Annotated in this window: 15 protein-coding genes; 12 read left to right on the top strand and 3 right to left on the bottom strand. The window is 61.5% G+C overall.

All coding sequences use genetic code 11. The annotated features are described in order from the left end of the window. Nucleotides 1-7: 7 nt before the first annotated feature. A complete protein-coding gene (locus ACVJGD_RS03285; protein ID WP_456640150.1) occupies nt 8-640 on the bottom strand; it encodes a GntR family transcriptional regulator in 633 nt (210 codons plus the stop codon). Between the two features lie 124 nt (nt 641-764). Between ACVJGD_RS03285 and bioB the strand changes: the two genes are divergently transcribed. The 4 genes from bioB to ACVJGD_RS03265 are packed head-to-tail and all read left to right on the top strand — an operon-like array spanning nt 765 to nt 4,895. Beyond that, nucleotides 765-1,775, top strand: a complete 1,011-nt coding sequence (bioB, locus tag ACVJGD_RS03280; protein WP_456633013.1) for a biotin synthase BioB — start codon at nt 765-767, stop codon at nt 1,773-1,775. 47 nt (nt 1,776-1,822) lie between these two features. Next, entirely contained in the window at nt 1,823-2,974 is a 1,152-nt protein-coding gene (locus tag ACVJGD_RS03275) for an 8-amino-7-oxononanoate synthase (protein ID WP_456633012.1), read from the top strand. Next, complete coding sequence (gene bioD, locus ACVJGD_RS03270; protein WP_456633011.1) at nt 2,974-3,606, top strand: dethiobiotin synthase; 633 nt, start codon at nt 2,974-2,976, stop codon at nt 3,604-3,606. The genes ACVJGD_RS03275 and bioD overlap by 1 nt, the downstream gene beginning before the upstream one ends. Further along, nucleotides 3,606-4,895: an adenosylmethionine--8-amino-7-oxononanoate transaminase gene (locus tag ACVJGD_RS03265; RefSeq protein ID WP_456640149.1), complete on the top strand. Its 1,290-nt coding sequence runs from the start codon at nt 3,606-3,608 to the stop codon at nt 4,893-4,895. The genes bioD and ACVJGD_RS03265 overlap by 1 nt, the downstream gene beginning before the upstream one ends. Nucleotides 4,896-4,931: 36 nt before the next feature. Here ACVJGD_RS03265 and ACVJGD_RS03260 read toward each other — a convergent pair whose 3' ends face one another. Continuing rightward, on the bottom strand, nt 4,932-6,431 hold the full coding sequence (locus ACVJGD_RS03260; protein WP_456633010.1) for a UbiD family decarboxylase: 1,500 nt from the start codon (nt 6,429-6,431) through the stop codon (nt 4,932-4,934). Between the two features lie 100 nt (nt 6,432-6,531). Between ACVJGD_RS03260 and ubiT the strand changes: the two genes are divergently transcribed. From ubiT to ACVJGD_RS03240, 4 genes are read left to right on the top strand one after another with little or no spacing between them, the layout of a single operon-like run. Beyond that, complete coding sequence (gene ubiT, locus ACVJGD_RS03255; RefSeq protein WP_456640148.1) at nt 6,532-7,083, top strand: ubiquinone anaerobic biosynthesis accessory factor UbiT; 552 nt, start codon at nt 6,532-6,534, stop codon at nt 7,081-7,083. Between the two features lie 2 nt (nt 7,084-7,085). Then, a complete protein-coding gene (gene ubiU, locus ACVJGD_RS03250) occupies nt 7,086-8,063 on the top strand; it encodes a ubiquinone anaerobic biosynthesis protein UbiU (RefSeq protein WP_456633009.1) in 978 nt (325 codons plus the stop codon). A gap of 55 nt (nt 8,064-8,118) precedes the next feature. Then, nucleotides 8,119-9,066: a ubiquinone anaerobic biosynthesis protein UbiV gene (ubiV, locus tag ACVJGD_RS03245; RefSeq protein WP_456633008.1), complete on the top strand. Its 948-nt coding sequence runs from the start codon at nt 8,119-8,121 to the stop codon at nt 9,064-9,066. A 32-nt stretch (nt 9,067-9,098) separates the two neighbouring features. After that, nucleotides 9,099-9,452: a hypothetical protein gene (locus ACVJGD_RS03240; protein ID WP_456633007.1), complete on the top strand. Its 354-nt coding sequence runs from the start codon at nt 9,099-9,101 to the stop codon at nt 9,450-9,452. A 28-nt stretch (nt 9,453-9,480) separates the two neighbouring features. Here ACVJGD_RS03240 and ACVJGD_RS03235 read toward each other — a convergent pair whose 3' ends face one another. Further along, on the bottom strand, nt 9,481-10,200 hold the full coding sequence (locus ACVJGD_RS03235) for a Crp/Fnr family transcriptional regulator (protein WP_456633006.1): 720 nt from the start codon (nt 10,198-10,200) through the stop codon (nt 9,481-9,483). A gap of 190 nt (nt 10,201-10,390) precedes the next feature. Between ACVJGD_RS03235 and ACVJGD_RS03230 the strand changes: the two genes are divergently transcribed. The 4 genes from ACVJGD_RS03230 (at nt 10,391) to ACVJGD_RS03215 (ending at nt 14,267) form a co-directional block, all read left to right on the top strand. Continuing rightward, nucleotides 10,391-11,041: an alternative oxidase gene (locus ACVJGD_RS03230; protein WP_456633005.1), complete on the top strand. Its 651-nt coding sequence runs from the start codon at nt 10,391-10,393 to the stop codon at nt 11,039-11,041. 139 nt (nt 11,042-11,180) lie between these two features. Further along, nucleotides 11,181-11,558 (top strand): putative zinc-binding protein, encoded by a 378-nt coding sequence (locus ACVJGD_RS03225; protein WP_456633004.1) that lies wholly within the window; start codon nt 11,181-11,183, stop codon nt 11,556-11,558. Nucleotides 11,559-11,824: 266 nt separating this feature from the next. Further along, a complete protein-coding gene (locus ACVJGD_RS03220; protein ID WP_456633003.1) occupies nt 11,825-12,751 on the top strand; it encodes a lactate/malate family dehydrogenase in 927 nt (308 codons plus the stop codon). A 208-nt stretch (nt 12,752-12,959) separates the two neighbouring features. Beyond that, the gene (locus ACVJGD_RS03215; RefSeq protein WP_456633002.1) at nt 12,960-14,267 is read left to right on the top strand and encodes a cytochrome-c peroxidase; all 1,308 of its coding nucleotides are present in this window, start codon (nt 12,960-12,962) and stop codon (nt 14,265-14,267) included. Nucleotides 14,268-14,272 lie beyond the last annotated feature (5 nt).

Here is a 14,272-nt window from a genome sequence, read left to right as displayed (position 1 = left end):
CTTCCGCTCACGAGGTGGGAAGTGCGAGGCGCTCGATGGTTTGGATGTGACGGGCGAGCAGACCACAGGCTTGATCGAGATTGCGCGCTCGTAGGGCTTGCAGGATCAAGCGGTGATCCTGATTGGACCGGGGTCGCCAGCCGGCATTACGCGCCATTGCAAACACCAAGCGAGAATTTGCAAGCTGCAAACCGTCGAGGCTGGCCAGCAGTCGCGGCATCGCGCAGGGCGCCACCAGCGCGTGGTGAAAAGCACGGTTGGCGGCCTCAAAGTCCTGGATCGTCTCGGCGTTGTCTGCCTCGATCAGCGCCAATTCGATCCGCGCCAAATGGGCTGACGTCAGTTTCGGCGCCGCGTTTCGCAACGCGACGACTTCCAGCGCCGCGCGCATCTCGGCAATTTCCTTCACCGAGTTGGTATCGAGCGGTGCGACGCGCACACCGCGGCGGGGCACAGCAACGACAAGATGCTGGGCTTCCAGTTGCCGAAACGCCTCGCGTACCGGGACGTGGCTTGAACCGAATTCCCGCGCAATGTGGTCCTGCCGGAGCGGCGCATCCGGCAGCAATGCGCCGCTGATGATGCGCGCCCCGATTGACTCGGCAATGCGCCCCGCTGTCGTCGTGTTCTCATTGGCCATCATAGATTATCTATCATAAAAACCAGTGCGTTCGCCTGACGCCTCCGCTAGCATCGACCCAAGGCCAAAGTCATAGATAATTACGGTGATTATCTATAACCAGGATCCAAGGAGAGCAAGTCTTATGGTTCATGCCGTGGAAGCGAAGAAGAGCAACAGCCGCAACATCGAAGCGGTCCGCACCGACTGGGACCGCGCAGAGGCAGACGCGCTCTACACCCTTCCGTTTCCCGACCTGATCTTTCAGGCCCAGAGCATCCACCGCGAGCATTTCGATCCGAACCACGTCGAAACGGCGAGCCTGCTCAGCATCAAGACAGGTGGCTGTCCGGAAGACTGCGGCTACTGTTCGCAGAGCGCACATTACGACACCGGCCTGAAGGCCACGCGCCTGATGGACAAAGCTGATGTGATCGCAACCGCCCAGCGCGCCAAAAACGCCGGCGCCACCCGCTTCTGCATGGCCGCCGCCTGGTGCAATCCGAAAGACCGTGACCTCGAGACGGTCTGCGATATGGTCAGCGCGGTGAAGGGCCTCGGCATGGAGACCTGCGTCACGCTGGGCATGCTGACGCCCAGCCAGGCGGCGCGGCTCGCCGAAGCCGGGCTCGACTTCTACAATCACAATGTCGACACTTCGCCCGAGTTCTACGACAAGATCATCACCACCCGCACCTTGCAGGATCGCATCGATACGCTGGCGCACGTGCGCGATGCCGGCGTCAAGGTCTGTTGTGGCGGCATCGTCGGCATGGGTGAACGCGTTGATGACCGGCTGGGCATGCTGGTTCTGCTCGCCAATCTGCCTGTTCATCCGGAGAGCGTGCCGATCAACCTCTGGAACGAGGTCAAGGGCGTTCCGGTCAACGACACCGCGGAGCGGCCCGATCCGATCGCGCTGGTACGGCTGATCGCGGTCGCACGCATCCTGATGCCAAAGAGCGTAGTGCGGCTCTCCGCTGGACGGCAATACATGACCGACGAACTGCAGGCGCTCTGTTTCCTCGCCGGCGCGAACTCCATCTTCATCGGGGACGTCCTCCTGACCACCAAGAACCCGCAACGCGATCGCGATGCGAGTTTGCTGCAGCGGCTCGGTATGACATCCCAGCTTGGCCAGAGCCATATCGCTTAGTCTGCTGTCAGACTGCGCAACTGATTACTTGTCCAGGATACGAGGCAATGAACGCAATCCATGCGGACAAGACTACGAGCTACCTCACCGCCTTGCAGACCCTGAAAGAGGATGACCGGTTGCGCGACCTCAAGCCGCGCGCGGGTATTGATTTCGTATCGAACGATTACCTGGCCCTGGCGAGCGCACCGCGCATGAGGAAGGCCGTCGCAGGCGCACTAGAGGCTGGTACACCGATCGGAAGCGGCGGGTCGCGGCTTCTGCGCGGAAACTGCGAGGAGCACGAACGGCTCGAAGCGGATGCCGCCAGGTTCTTCGGCGCCGAGACGACGCTGTTTTTCGGCGGCGGATATGTGGCAAACTTTGCGCTTCTGACAACATTGCCGCAACGAGGCGACCTGCTCGTCCTCGATGCTCTCGTCCACGCGAGCGTTCATGAAGGAGCACGCGCTGGCCGGGCCGAATATTGCGAAAGCGCCCACAATGATCCGCAGTCGGTTGAAGACAGGATACGCGACTGGCACGCAAAAGGCGGAACAGGCCGCGCTTGGATCGTGGTCGAAAGTATCTACAGCATGGACGGCGATTTCGCGCCGCTTGAGGAACTCGCCGCAATAGCAGACCGGCACGATGCTTTCCTGGTCGTGGATGAGGCTCATGCCACGGGCGTCTACGGTGCGCAGGGTCGAGGACTGACTGCCCCCTACGAGGGGCGAGAAAACCTGATTGTCATTCATACCTGCGGCAAGGCTCTGGGTGCAGCCGGTGCAATCGTCACTTTGACCCGCGTGCTGCGCGATTTCATGGTCAATCGCTGCCGTCCGTTTATTTTCGCTACGGCTCCGTCACCCTTGATGGCTGTTGCGGTGCAGGAGGCGCTGTCAATTCTGCAGCAGGAGCCTGACCGGCAGCAACGTCTGGCCAACCTGGTCGCGTTCACGCATCGAGAACTCGTTTTGCGCGCCGGCCAAAGTTCTTCACGCTCACAGATCGTGCCGTATATCGTTGGCGACAACGCGCGTGCAATGGCTTTGGCGGCAGCGTTGCAGGCCCGAGGCTTCGATATACGTGGAGTCCGACCGCCAACCGTACCGGCGGGCACGGCACGGTTGCGGATTTCCCTGACTTTGAACGTCAACGAGAATGATGTGCGGGCGATGCTCGATGCCCTGTTCGAAGAGACAAGGGGCAAGTCCTGATGAGCGTGCGGATCGTGGTGACTGGCACGGACACCGGGATCGGCAAGACGGTGTTCGCGGCAGGACTCGCCGGCTTTCTGGGCGCCAAATATTGGAAGCCTGTTCAAGCAGGTCTCGACGGCGAGACCGATTCCCAGCTCGTCGCGCGGCTGGGCGGCCTCTCTTACGATCGTGTTGTGCCAGAGCGTTACCGTCTCAGAACACCCGCTTCGCCCCATCTGGCTGCCGAGATTGACGGGGTTGCCATCGACACGAAGTTACTCCACGTGCCCGATACCGGCAGGTTCCCGCTCGTGATAGAGGGCGCGGGCGGGCTGATGGTGCCGCTTAGCCGCAGCACACTGTACATTGACATCTTTGCGCGCTGGCAGCTTCCGGTCCTGCTTTGCGCGCGGACCACGCTTGGCACTATCAATCATTCGCTGCTGTCGATCGAAGCGCTGCGACATCGCGGGATTGATATTCTCGGGATTGCATTCATTGGCGACGAAAACATCGATACCGAGACCATGATTTGCAGGATCGGACGGATACGGAAGCTTGGACGATTGCCATGGCTTGCTCCTCTCAGCGCAGACGCGCTGCAGACCGCCTTCGAAGGCTCATTTAGCCGTGATGATTTCAAGCCATGATGGGCGAGAAACAGTCGCGCATCTGGCATCCATTCACGCAACACGCGCTGCAAGGCGCGATGACAAAGATTGTACGCGGGGAAGGCGCTTATCTTTATACCGCGGATGACCGACGCATCATCGATGCAATAGCATCCTGGTGGGTGGTGACCCACGGCCACTGCCATCCGCAAATCGTAAGCGCCATTCAGAAGCAGGCAGAGCAGCTCAACCAGATTATCTTTGCCGGCCATACTCACGGACCGGCCGAAGAGGTCGCTGCGTTGCTTCTGAAACTAGCCCCCCGCGGCCTCGATTACGTCTTCTTTTCTGACAGCGGCTCGACCAGTGTGGAGGTCGCGCTAAAAATGGCGCTCGGCCACTGGCACAACATCGGCGAGCCGCGCTCGCGTATTGTCGTGATGCAGCACTCCTACCACGGCGACACGGTGGGTACGATGTCGGTCGGCGCACGAGGTGTGTTCAACGCGACATACGAACCATTGCTGTTCGATGTCACCCCAGTGCCGTTTCCGGAGTACGGCCACGAGCAGGTGACGCTGGATGCGCTCGAAGCTGCGTGCCGCAACGAAAATCCGGCAGCCTTCATTGTGGAGCCGTTGATCCTGGGCGCTGGCGGGATGCTGATGTATCCGGCGTGGGTGCTGAAAGAGATGAAGCGGATCTGCGAGGCGTCGAATGTCCTGTTTATTGCCGATGAGGTCATGACTGGCTGGGGCCGGACGGGAACATTGTTCGCGTGTGAGCAGGCAGACGTGTCGCCTGACATCGCCTGCTATTCCAAAGGTCTCACCGGCGGATCGCTTCCACTTGCGGTGACACTCTGCCGCGCCGATATCTTTGACGCACACTACTCGAAAGATCGTGCGCGCACGTTCTTTCATTCGAGCTCATATACGGCCAATCCGATCGCCTGCGCCGCCGCGAAAGCGAACCTGGATCTTTGGCAAAGTCCGGAAGTTCGAAAGAGCATCGCATCCGTGGCTGAAATGCAAGAAAACGGAATTGAACCATTTCGTGCGGACGCACGCTTCGAGAACGTTCGCCGGATCGGCACCATCACCGCACTTGACGTGGTAGTGCCCGATGGCGGCTATCTCGCCGACGTTGGTCCGAAGCTTCAGGCCTTTTTTCGCGACCGAAATCTCTTGCTGCGACCACTCGGAAACACGATCTACGTTATGCCGCCCTATTGCGTTACGGAGGCAGATCTCAATGAGATCTATGTCGGCATCAGCGATGCCGCCGATGCGCTAGTCCCTGGGAAGCCAGGTGGGATTTCCTCATAACGCGGCGGTTAGCATCGCGCCGAGAACGGCAAAGACTTATCCGAGACCAAGGTCCGGCCACATGGCGTCGACTCGTGCCACCACGGCCGGGTCCATGGCCAGCACTTCGCCCCATGCCCGCTCGGTTTCGGGCGGAATTTTTGTCGTCGCGTCGATGCCGAGTTTGCCGCCAAGACCCGGTTTTGGCGAGGCGAAATCGAGGTAATCGATCGGGGTATCGGCAAGCGCGACGAGATCACGCGAACTGTCGCTTCGCGTTGCAACCGCCCACATCACGGAACGCCAGTCGCGGATATCGATATCGCCATCGACGACGATGAGAAATTTGGTGTAGGTGAGCTGGGGCAACATCGACCACAAACCGAGCATCAGCCGCCGCGCCTGCCCTGGATAGCGCTTGGAAATCGCGGCAACGGCGATCCGGTAAGAACACGCTTCCGGCGGGAGCCAGAGGTCGATGACTTCCGGAAACTGCTGCTGCACCAGCGGCAGGAACAGATGGTTGAGCGCCTCGCCGATGCGAGATGGCTCGTCCGGCGGACGCCCGGTGAACGTTGAGAGATAAATCGGCTTGCGCCTCCGGGTCAGCGCCGTCACGCGTAACACCGGAAACTCCTCGACGGAATTGTAATAGCCGGTGTGGTCGCCATAAGGACCCTCGGGCGCCGTTTCCATTTCGGACACGAAGCCCTCGATGACGATTTCGGCCGTGGCCGGGACCGAGAGCGGAACAGTCACGCAGCGAACCAGATCCGGCCGTTGCCGGCGCAGCATGCCGGCCAGCCGCAGTTCGGAGATCGCTTCCGGTGCAGGTAAGACCGCAGCCAGGATGGTCGCAGGATCGGCGCCGATGACGACGGCGACCGGCATGTCCCGGCCAAGCTTTTTCCACTGATCGTGGTGACGGGCACCGCCGCGATGCGGGAGCCACCGGATGATGGCGCTGTCGCGGCCCAACACCTGCATCCGGTAGACACCCATATTGTCCTGGCCCAAAGCGGCGGGCTCGGGCGGCGCAGTCATGACCAGCGGCCACGTGATCAGGGGCGCCGGCTCTCCGGGCCAGCAGACCTGCGCCGGCAACATGCCGAGGTCTATGGCGTCGCCGGTTGCGATACATTCCTGCACCGGCGCCGCTGACGTCATGCGCGGCCGGGTCGCGAGCGCAGCCCTTGCAAGGGGAAGCTTGCGCCACGCATCGATCAGGCTTTGCGGCGGCCGCGGGGCGCGCAGTTCGGCCAGCAGTTCACCAAGCTCGCTCAGCCGGTCCGGCCGCACGCCAAATCCCCAGGCCACCCGTTCGATCGTACCGAACAGATTGGTCAGCAGCGGCATATCCGAGGGAGCTCCATCTGCCCTGATCGGCCGCTCGAACAGAAGGGCCGGTCCTTCCTCGCGAAGAACGCGACGATGGATTTCCGTGAGGTCGTGCACCACCGACACCTTCTCGCGAATGCGTCGCAATTGACCCTTGCTCTCGAGAAACCCCAGGAAGTCGTGCAGATCCTGAAAATGCGGGACGTCGCGACGCAACAAGAGGCTTCTCCTTAAGACAGAGAGTCTTATGCAGCAAAATTCCAGGTCTTCTTTGCTCCCGCACAAACAATGCCCGCGATCATCGCTCTATTCTGGAATGATGAATTTCTCAAAAGCGACCCCGCCTGTGCCGTCACCCTTGTCGGTGCCTCCATTGCTCGCGCTCGCCGTGCGCCCGTTGCCGCTGCTGCCGCTTCAGACCGTACTCTCGGTTGTGCTGCTTCGTCTTTGCAGAAAGCATCCAAGGATCTTCGACAGGCTTGGCGAGCATGCCCGAAAACGATTTGGTATCAAACCGACCGATCTGCCCTTTGCCTTTCTGCTCGAGCCCGCCCCTTCTCGCCCGCGCTTATCGGTGGTGCGCAATCTGCCAGACGATCTCGACGCTCGGATTTCCAGTCCGCTGGCCGGATTGTTTGGTCTGGTCGAAGGCCGTCTTGACGGCGATGCATTGCTGTTCTCGCGCGATCTCGTGGTGGAAGGCGATGTCGAGGCGGTGCTTGCGCTTCGCAACGCGATTGATGACGCGCAGCTCGACCCCGTGGCGGAGATCGCCCGCATGTTTGGACCGCTGTCCGACCCATTGAAACGCGCACTGCAGATCGCTCGAACGATAGCCGGTCCCTCAAATCGATCGCATGAACGGATTTGACGATGGAGCTGATCTGTCCGGCAGGCACACCAGCCGCATTGAAGACCGCGATCGATGCCGGAGCCGATGCGATCTACTGCGGCTTCAACGACGAGACCAATGCACGAAACTTTCCGGGTCTGAATTTCAGCCGCGACGAGCTCTGCGATGCGATCGCCCTTGCGCATCGCCGCAACGTGAAAATTCTGGTTGCCATCAATACGTTTCCACGGGCGGGCGCCGTAAGCCTCTGGCACCGGGCGGTCGACGACGCCGTCGCAGCCAGGGCCGACGCGTTGATCTTGGCCGACGTCGGCCTATTGGAATATGCAACGCGCCGCCATCCCGCCCAACGCTTGCACGTCTCGGTGCAGGCGGCCGCCGCCAACGCGGATGCCATCGGTTTTTACACCGAGACATTCGGCGCCCGCCGCGTCGTTCTGCCCCGCGTCCTGAGCGTCGCGGAAATAGCTGGCATCGTCCGTGAAATCACCTGCGAGACCGAAGTGTTCGTGTTCGGCGGCCTTTGCGTGATGGCCGAAGGCCGCTGCTCGCTGTCATCCTATGCGACCGGACAGTCGCCGAACATGCAGGGCGTATGCTCCCCGGCAAGCCATGTCGCGTATGAACAGGAGGACGGCAGGACGAAGTCGCGTCTCGGCGGATTCACGATCAACAGTTTCGAGATCGGCGAAGCCGCCGGCTATCCAACGCTTTGCAAGGGGCGATTCACGACCAAACACGGCACCGGTTACATTTTCGAAGATCCCGTGAGCCTTGACGCCGCCACCTTGCTTGCTGGTCTGCGCGACGCCGGTGTTACGGCGCTCAAGATCGAGGGGCGCCAGCGCGGCCGCGCCTATGTCGAAGGTGTGGTGCGGCACTTCCGTCGGGCCCTCGACGCGCTGGAGTTGGGCCTGCCGATCGACGCCGGGCAACTTACGTCATTCACCGAAGGTCAGGCTACGACCGTGGGCGCCTATCGCAAGACCTGGAGGTGAACGTCCCAGGCGTTTCGTTGAATGATCAGAGAAAACCGACCGGAGGAATGGTTTCATGCAGCTCAGCCTCGGCCCAGTTCCTTATAATTGGGCGCCGGAACGCTGGCGCGACTTCTACTTTCGCATTGCGGACGAGGCGCCGGTCGACACCGTCGTGATCGGAGAGATCGTCTGCTCGAAGCGGTCGCCTTTCATCGCTCCGCATCTGCCCGCGGTCGTTGAGCGGTTCCGCGCCGCTGGAAAACTGGTCCTGCTCGGCTCCCTGATCCTGACTTCGCTGCCGCGCGAGCGGCGCCAGATGGCCGAACTCGTCAATACGGCAGAGCTACTGGTCGAGGTGAACGATCTGACCTGTCTCAAGCCGCTTGTCGGTCGACCGCATGCGATCGGCCCGTTCATCAACATCTACAATGAAGCCAGCGCGGCGTTCCACGTCCAGCGTGGCGCGACACGAATTTGCCTCCCGCCGGAGCTGCCGATGCCCTCCATCGCGGTGATTGCTGCTGCGCTTCCAAACGTCCTGATCGACATCTTCGCCTTCGGCCGGGTGCCTTTGGCGATCTCTGCCCGCTGCTATCACGCCCGCCTTCACAAGCTGACAAAAGACAATTGCCAATTTGTCTGCGAGCGCGACCCGGATGGATTGATGTTGAAGACGCTTGATGGCGCCGACTTCCTGACGGTCAACGGCGTCCAGACCCTATCGTCCACCTGCACCAACCTGCTGGGCGACGCCGATGTCTTGCGCGAGGCCGGCGTCGGGTCATTTCGCCTCTCACCGCAGGATTGCGACATGGTCGCGGTCATCAGCACCTTCCGCGCGGTCCTTGATGGCCGGGAGGATGCGGCGAGCGGAACGCAACGTCTCGCGCAACTATATCCGGGCGTGCCATTTTCCAACGGCTTTCTCCACGGCGTGGCCGGCTTTCTCTCCGTTCCACCCGATGCCCGGTCCAGCCGGCTACACAAATTCCGCGAACCGATCAAACCGCACATGCTCTAGCAACACATGCTCTAGCAACTTTGGGGCCTCACATGGCGATTGCAGCACGGCGCCTGCCGCAGGACGGAACCATCGATGTCGTCAACCGGCTGCGGCATGTTCTGACGCAGGTTAACCTGGACTGCAAGTGTCACGATTCTCTCGCTGGGGCCCTCGATCGATTTGCGACGCTTGAAAAGCGCCGCTTTTCCCGGCGGCAGCTTGTCCAGGCACGCGACTGCAGAAATCAAATCGCTGCCTTTCTATCGCTTCTTTCTGAGCTTGACGCGCTTACCGAGAACGAATCCGACCGGACCGTGTTCAGAGAGATGGAGCTCGTGTTTTCCGAGATAGTCGATTGCGCCTTCGCCGGCGTCTTGGCATTGCGGCAGATCGCAACGGAGTAGGCCGTCGCACGCCGCCGTGGGACACGAACTATGCCTCCTCGTCCGCGATGGCCACGAGAGCATGCGGCTTGCACAGGACCACGCGGCATCGCCCACAAGAGACGATGCCCCGCTCCTCCCAGGCGCTCAGGGTTCTGCTGACGGTATGCAGGGTTGTCCCGACCATTTCGGCGAGATCACGGCGGGACAGCGGAAACGCGATCTCGATGCCGCGCGCCGTGCGGCGCCCCGACTGATGCGCCAGACGAAGCAGGGTATGGCCAATCCGACGCTCGACCCGCTCGGTCGAGAGTTCACGCAGACGGACCTGCATCTCGTGGTACCGCCGCCCCAACAGCGCGACGGCGTTGATGGCTACAACGGGATAACGCTCCATGATTTGTCTGATGACCGCACTCGTCCAGCCGATCAGATGACTGTCGTCCACTGCAGTCACGGTGCCGGGATGGGTATCACCGCCCACAAGTGCCGTGTAGCCCGCGATCTCCCCCGGACCCATATAACGGATGATAATCTGTTGACCGTCCTGGGCCATCTGGGATGCCCGCAACCGGCCCGCGATCACAACAAAAAGGGACGTCGTGCGATCGCCCTGTTGAAACAGGATGTCGCCGACAGCAAGACGCCTTCGTCCCGCTGAAGCTTGAAGGACTCGGAGCGCGTCCGGAGGACTCCCCTGGAACAGTTCGGTCCGAGCGAAGAGATCGAGGTCCGGAGAGAAATCCATGCCGCCGACTTCATGCTGCACATCTGGCGGGTACCTCCGCTGTCACATAGTAGTGTGCGGCAACGCGCTCCAATTTGCGCCAGCGCAAACAGTCAAATCGATTATTCCCAATAATCTTGCGCGATACCAAGGCTTGTCCCACAACAGCAAAGCCCCTGCCCCGCCAACCAGGGCGACTGATGCCGAGGCGTGCCCTAACACGGGATCGAAAATGCTGCTCGTCAACAAGACGGATCTGTTTCGACATCATGTGCCGAACACCCTGGCTGACCGAATCGCGCTGGGCATCGTGCGCACAGGCACATCGATGGCCGGCGCGCTCTTTGGCGGTCGATACGGCGACCGTGTCGTTGTACTCGAGACCGTGGCCGCGGTCCCGCCGATGGTCGCCGCGACATTGCTGCATCTGAAATGCCTGCGCCGGATGCTCGACGATCGCGGCTGGATCCGGACCTTCATGGACGAGGCGGAGAACCAGCGCGTTCATCTGATGTCGTTTATTGCGCTGGCTCGGCCTCGCCTCTGGGAGCGCATCTTGATCGCCATCGCGCAGGCGGCGTTCTACAATGCCTTTTTCATCCTCTACTTGATATCCGCTCGCACAGCGCATCGGCTGGCCGGATATTTTGCCGAGCAGGCGGTCCGGGGATATTCGGAGTATCTCAATCGGCTCGGATCGGCTGATCGAGGCAGCGATGCAGCACCCGCATCGGCCATCGCGTATTGGAATCTGCCGCCAGATGCTGACGTCACTGACATGATCCTCGCCATGCGCGAGGATGAGGCCATCCATCGCGACCTGCACCATGCCTTCGCCGACGCGCTGGCAGCAGGTCTGGCATTTCCACGCGGTAAGGCATGAACTCCATTCAAGGCCTAGCGAAAGCTGATTGCCAGCATGGCTGACCCGATAAGCTGCATTCGGCCTGCGAGCTTGCGTCGGAGCAACGTCGGACGCGATTTTTCTGGCTCGATTGGCAGCCTCCAAAACGGAACAAGAAATGGCGCGACGAACCGATCTCCCCCTTGTGTATTCCTGCTCTGGCTGCTCAAGCGCCGCTCAACTGGCTAACCATCTCGCGATTCGACTGGATCGAACCGGAAAAGCGGAAATGTCCTGCATCGCAGGCGTCGGAGGCGACGTTCCCTCGCTTGTACGGGTTGCGACATCGGGGCGGCCGATCGTCGCCATCGACGGCTGCGCGCTGAAATGTGCTCAGAGTTGCCTTGCGCGTCATGGCGTCCAAGCAGCAACCCACTACGATCTCACGCAGCTCGGCGTGAAAAAGCGATTCAGGATGGATTTCGATCCTGGTCAAGCTGACCAACTGTTCGAACAAATCGCTGTTGACTTGTCCCGGCGATTCACTGCCACGTAGGCCTCCCAAAGCACATCCTGGGCCGATAGTCCCCAGCTCGCTACGAAAGATGAGGAGCGCCCGGTCGAGCGTATCGGCGCGCAATCGCCTTAGCTGGCGTAGCCATACGCACGGCGGACTGTCGTCTGCCTCACGCGCGGGCGCTTTCAAATAAGCACGACGCTTGCGATGAAGCACCGGTGCACTCGCTTTATCGCTCAGCACGCTGCCACTATACTCACGTGGCGGAGGGCGTCGGTTTGCTACCTGCGCAGGAGCGATAAAGCATGCGGAAAGTCGGAATTGTCGGGGCCGGCGCAGTCGGCGCCGCCTGTGCGATGGCACTAGCCCTTCGGCGCAGCGCGGACCAAGTCGTCGTCGTGAACAGGACGCCGGCAAAGAGCGTCGGGATCGCGACGGACATCACCTATGGAGCGGCGATGGGCGACGTGACCGCCGTTCGCAGCGGCGACATCGCGGATTTGGCCGGTTGCTCGGTCGTTCTCCTCACCGCCGGCATCAACGAAAAGACGGGAGGCGCAACCGACCGGAGCGACCAGGAAGGCAGGCTGAAACTCCTCACCGCCAATGCCAAGATCTACAGGGAACTCGTGCCCGCCATCGTCGCTGCAGCGCCGGATGCCGTGATCATCGTGGTGACCGATCCGCCGGACCCGCTCACCGACGTCGCCCGCGCCGCTGCCGGGCATGAGCGCGTGTTCGGCACCGGTACGTTCCTTGACAGCCTGCGCTTCCGGACTCATCTCGCCCGGCACTTCGGCATTGCTCCAACTGCCGTCGACGCCCTGGTGCTCGGCGAACACGGAACCTCCAGCGTCTTCCTCTGGTCCTCCGCCCGCATTGCCGGCAGTTCGGTCGAGACACGTCTCGATCGACCGGCGGAGACAAAAAAACAGATTGAACGGGACGTCCGGCAGGCCAACATCACGATCATCGAGGGGATCGGCGCCAGTCAGTACGGGATCGGAATCGTATCTGCGCGGATCACCGAGGCGGTTCTCCGGGATGAGAAGGTTGTCCTTCCGGTGTCGAGTCCCCAAGAAGCGTTTGGCGCCAGCCTTTCTCTGCCCTCGGTGATCGGAGCAGCCGGCGTCGAGCGCGTTCTCATGCCGCAGATGAGCGAGCAGGAAGAGGCAGCGTTACGCGCGAGCGCGCGGCATATCGCGGACGCGTCTGCTCGTTTGAAGCAGTAAGACGATCGCGTCCGGGCCGCGCGTTCGTTCGGACAAATGCGTGCGGATCGGAAATACAAGCCGCCGCGACTTGTTTACGGCAAGAGCCGTCTCTTGCGAATGCCGAACGGACGGCAGACCGCCCGCCTCCCGTTCTGCGAGGGCGAAGTTGTTCCTGAATCCGCCTTGCTTGGGTTATCTGCTCAGCGCAACAGCAAAGGCATATCGGATGCGCGCCACGTCGTTCGCGGCCTTGTTGCTGCTGTTGCCTGTCCTGTCGGCAACGGCCGCCTCGACCGTCCGCGGAGATGGCAGCGTCGGTCCACCGCCGGCGCTGGAGCCAGGCAAAGCCCCACCCCTGCCCAAGCAAGGGCCGCTGGCTGAGCCCCGCTCCTCAAGTCAGGTCGGCTTTCCCGCGGCTCTGACGGCATCGGCGATCCCACCGGCCAGCCCGCTTACGCCTGCCGCGGTTGCGTTGGGTGAGAAGCTGTTCTTCGACGGCCGGCTGTCGGACGACGGCACCGTCGCGTGCGCCACATGTCATGATCCGGCACGCGCCTTCACCGATGGGCGGCCTGTGTCGATCGGAATCCACGGCCGCGCCGGTCAACGCAATGCTCCAACCGTTCTGAATGCGCTTTATAACAAGACGCAGTTTTGGGATGGCCGGGTCGCTACGTTGGAGCAACAGGCGGCCCTGCCGATCACCAACCCGTTCGAGATGGGTTCGTCCAGTATCGCCGCTGCCGTGTCCAGGATCGCCGGCGACAAGGACTATCAGGCGCAGTTCATGCAGGCCTTCGGCCGGGGCGTGAACGAACAGGACATGCTGCGCGCGATCGCGACCTATGAACGGACATTGGCGTCTTTCGATTCCCCGTTCGACCGTTTCATCGCGGGAGACGCCGGGGCCATCGGCGACCCGGCCAAACGCGGCTGGGAGTTGTTCAATACCAAGGCACGCTGCAACCTCTGCCACGCCTTGGCGGACAACAAGCGCGATGTGACTGTCTTCACCGACAACGACTTTCACAACATCGGTATCGGAATCCTCAGGCACCACGTCGGTCCCTTGGCACAGCAGGCGGAGCGCGAGCTTGCGCAAGGACGTCTCCCGGACGTCGACGCTGCGGCGATCGCGAGCGAGATGTCGGTGCTCGGACGTTTTCTGATCACGAAACGGCAGAGCGACATCGCCGCATTCAAGACGCCCGACCTGCGCAATATCCTAGTGACGGGTCCCTATTTCCACGACGGATCGATGCAAACCTTGTGGGATGTCGTCGATCACTACAACAAGGGCGACGGCCTCACGGACCCGTGGCTGGACGAGGATATCCAGCCACTTGCCATGACGGAGTCCGAGATCGATGACCTGGTCGCGTTTCTTGTCTCGCTGACAAGTTCTCCGTACAAGGAGGCCGGCGACCAGGAGTATGCGCGGCAGCTCGCGTTATCCAGGATCGATCGCCCACAACGGGACACGGCGCGCGCTTTCGGCCCGAAGCCGACGCAGCCGAAGCCGCCGCCATTTTGACCGAT

The organism is Bradyrhizobium sp. USDA 10063, assembly GCF_054063735.1.
The sequence above is the reverse complement of the archived record's forward strand: the minus strand, read 5'-3'. Positions and strand labels throughout refer to the sequence as shown.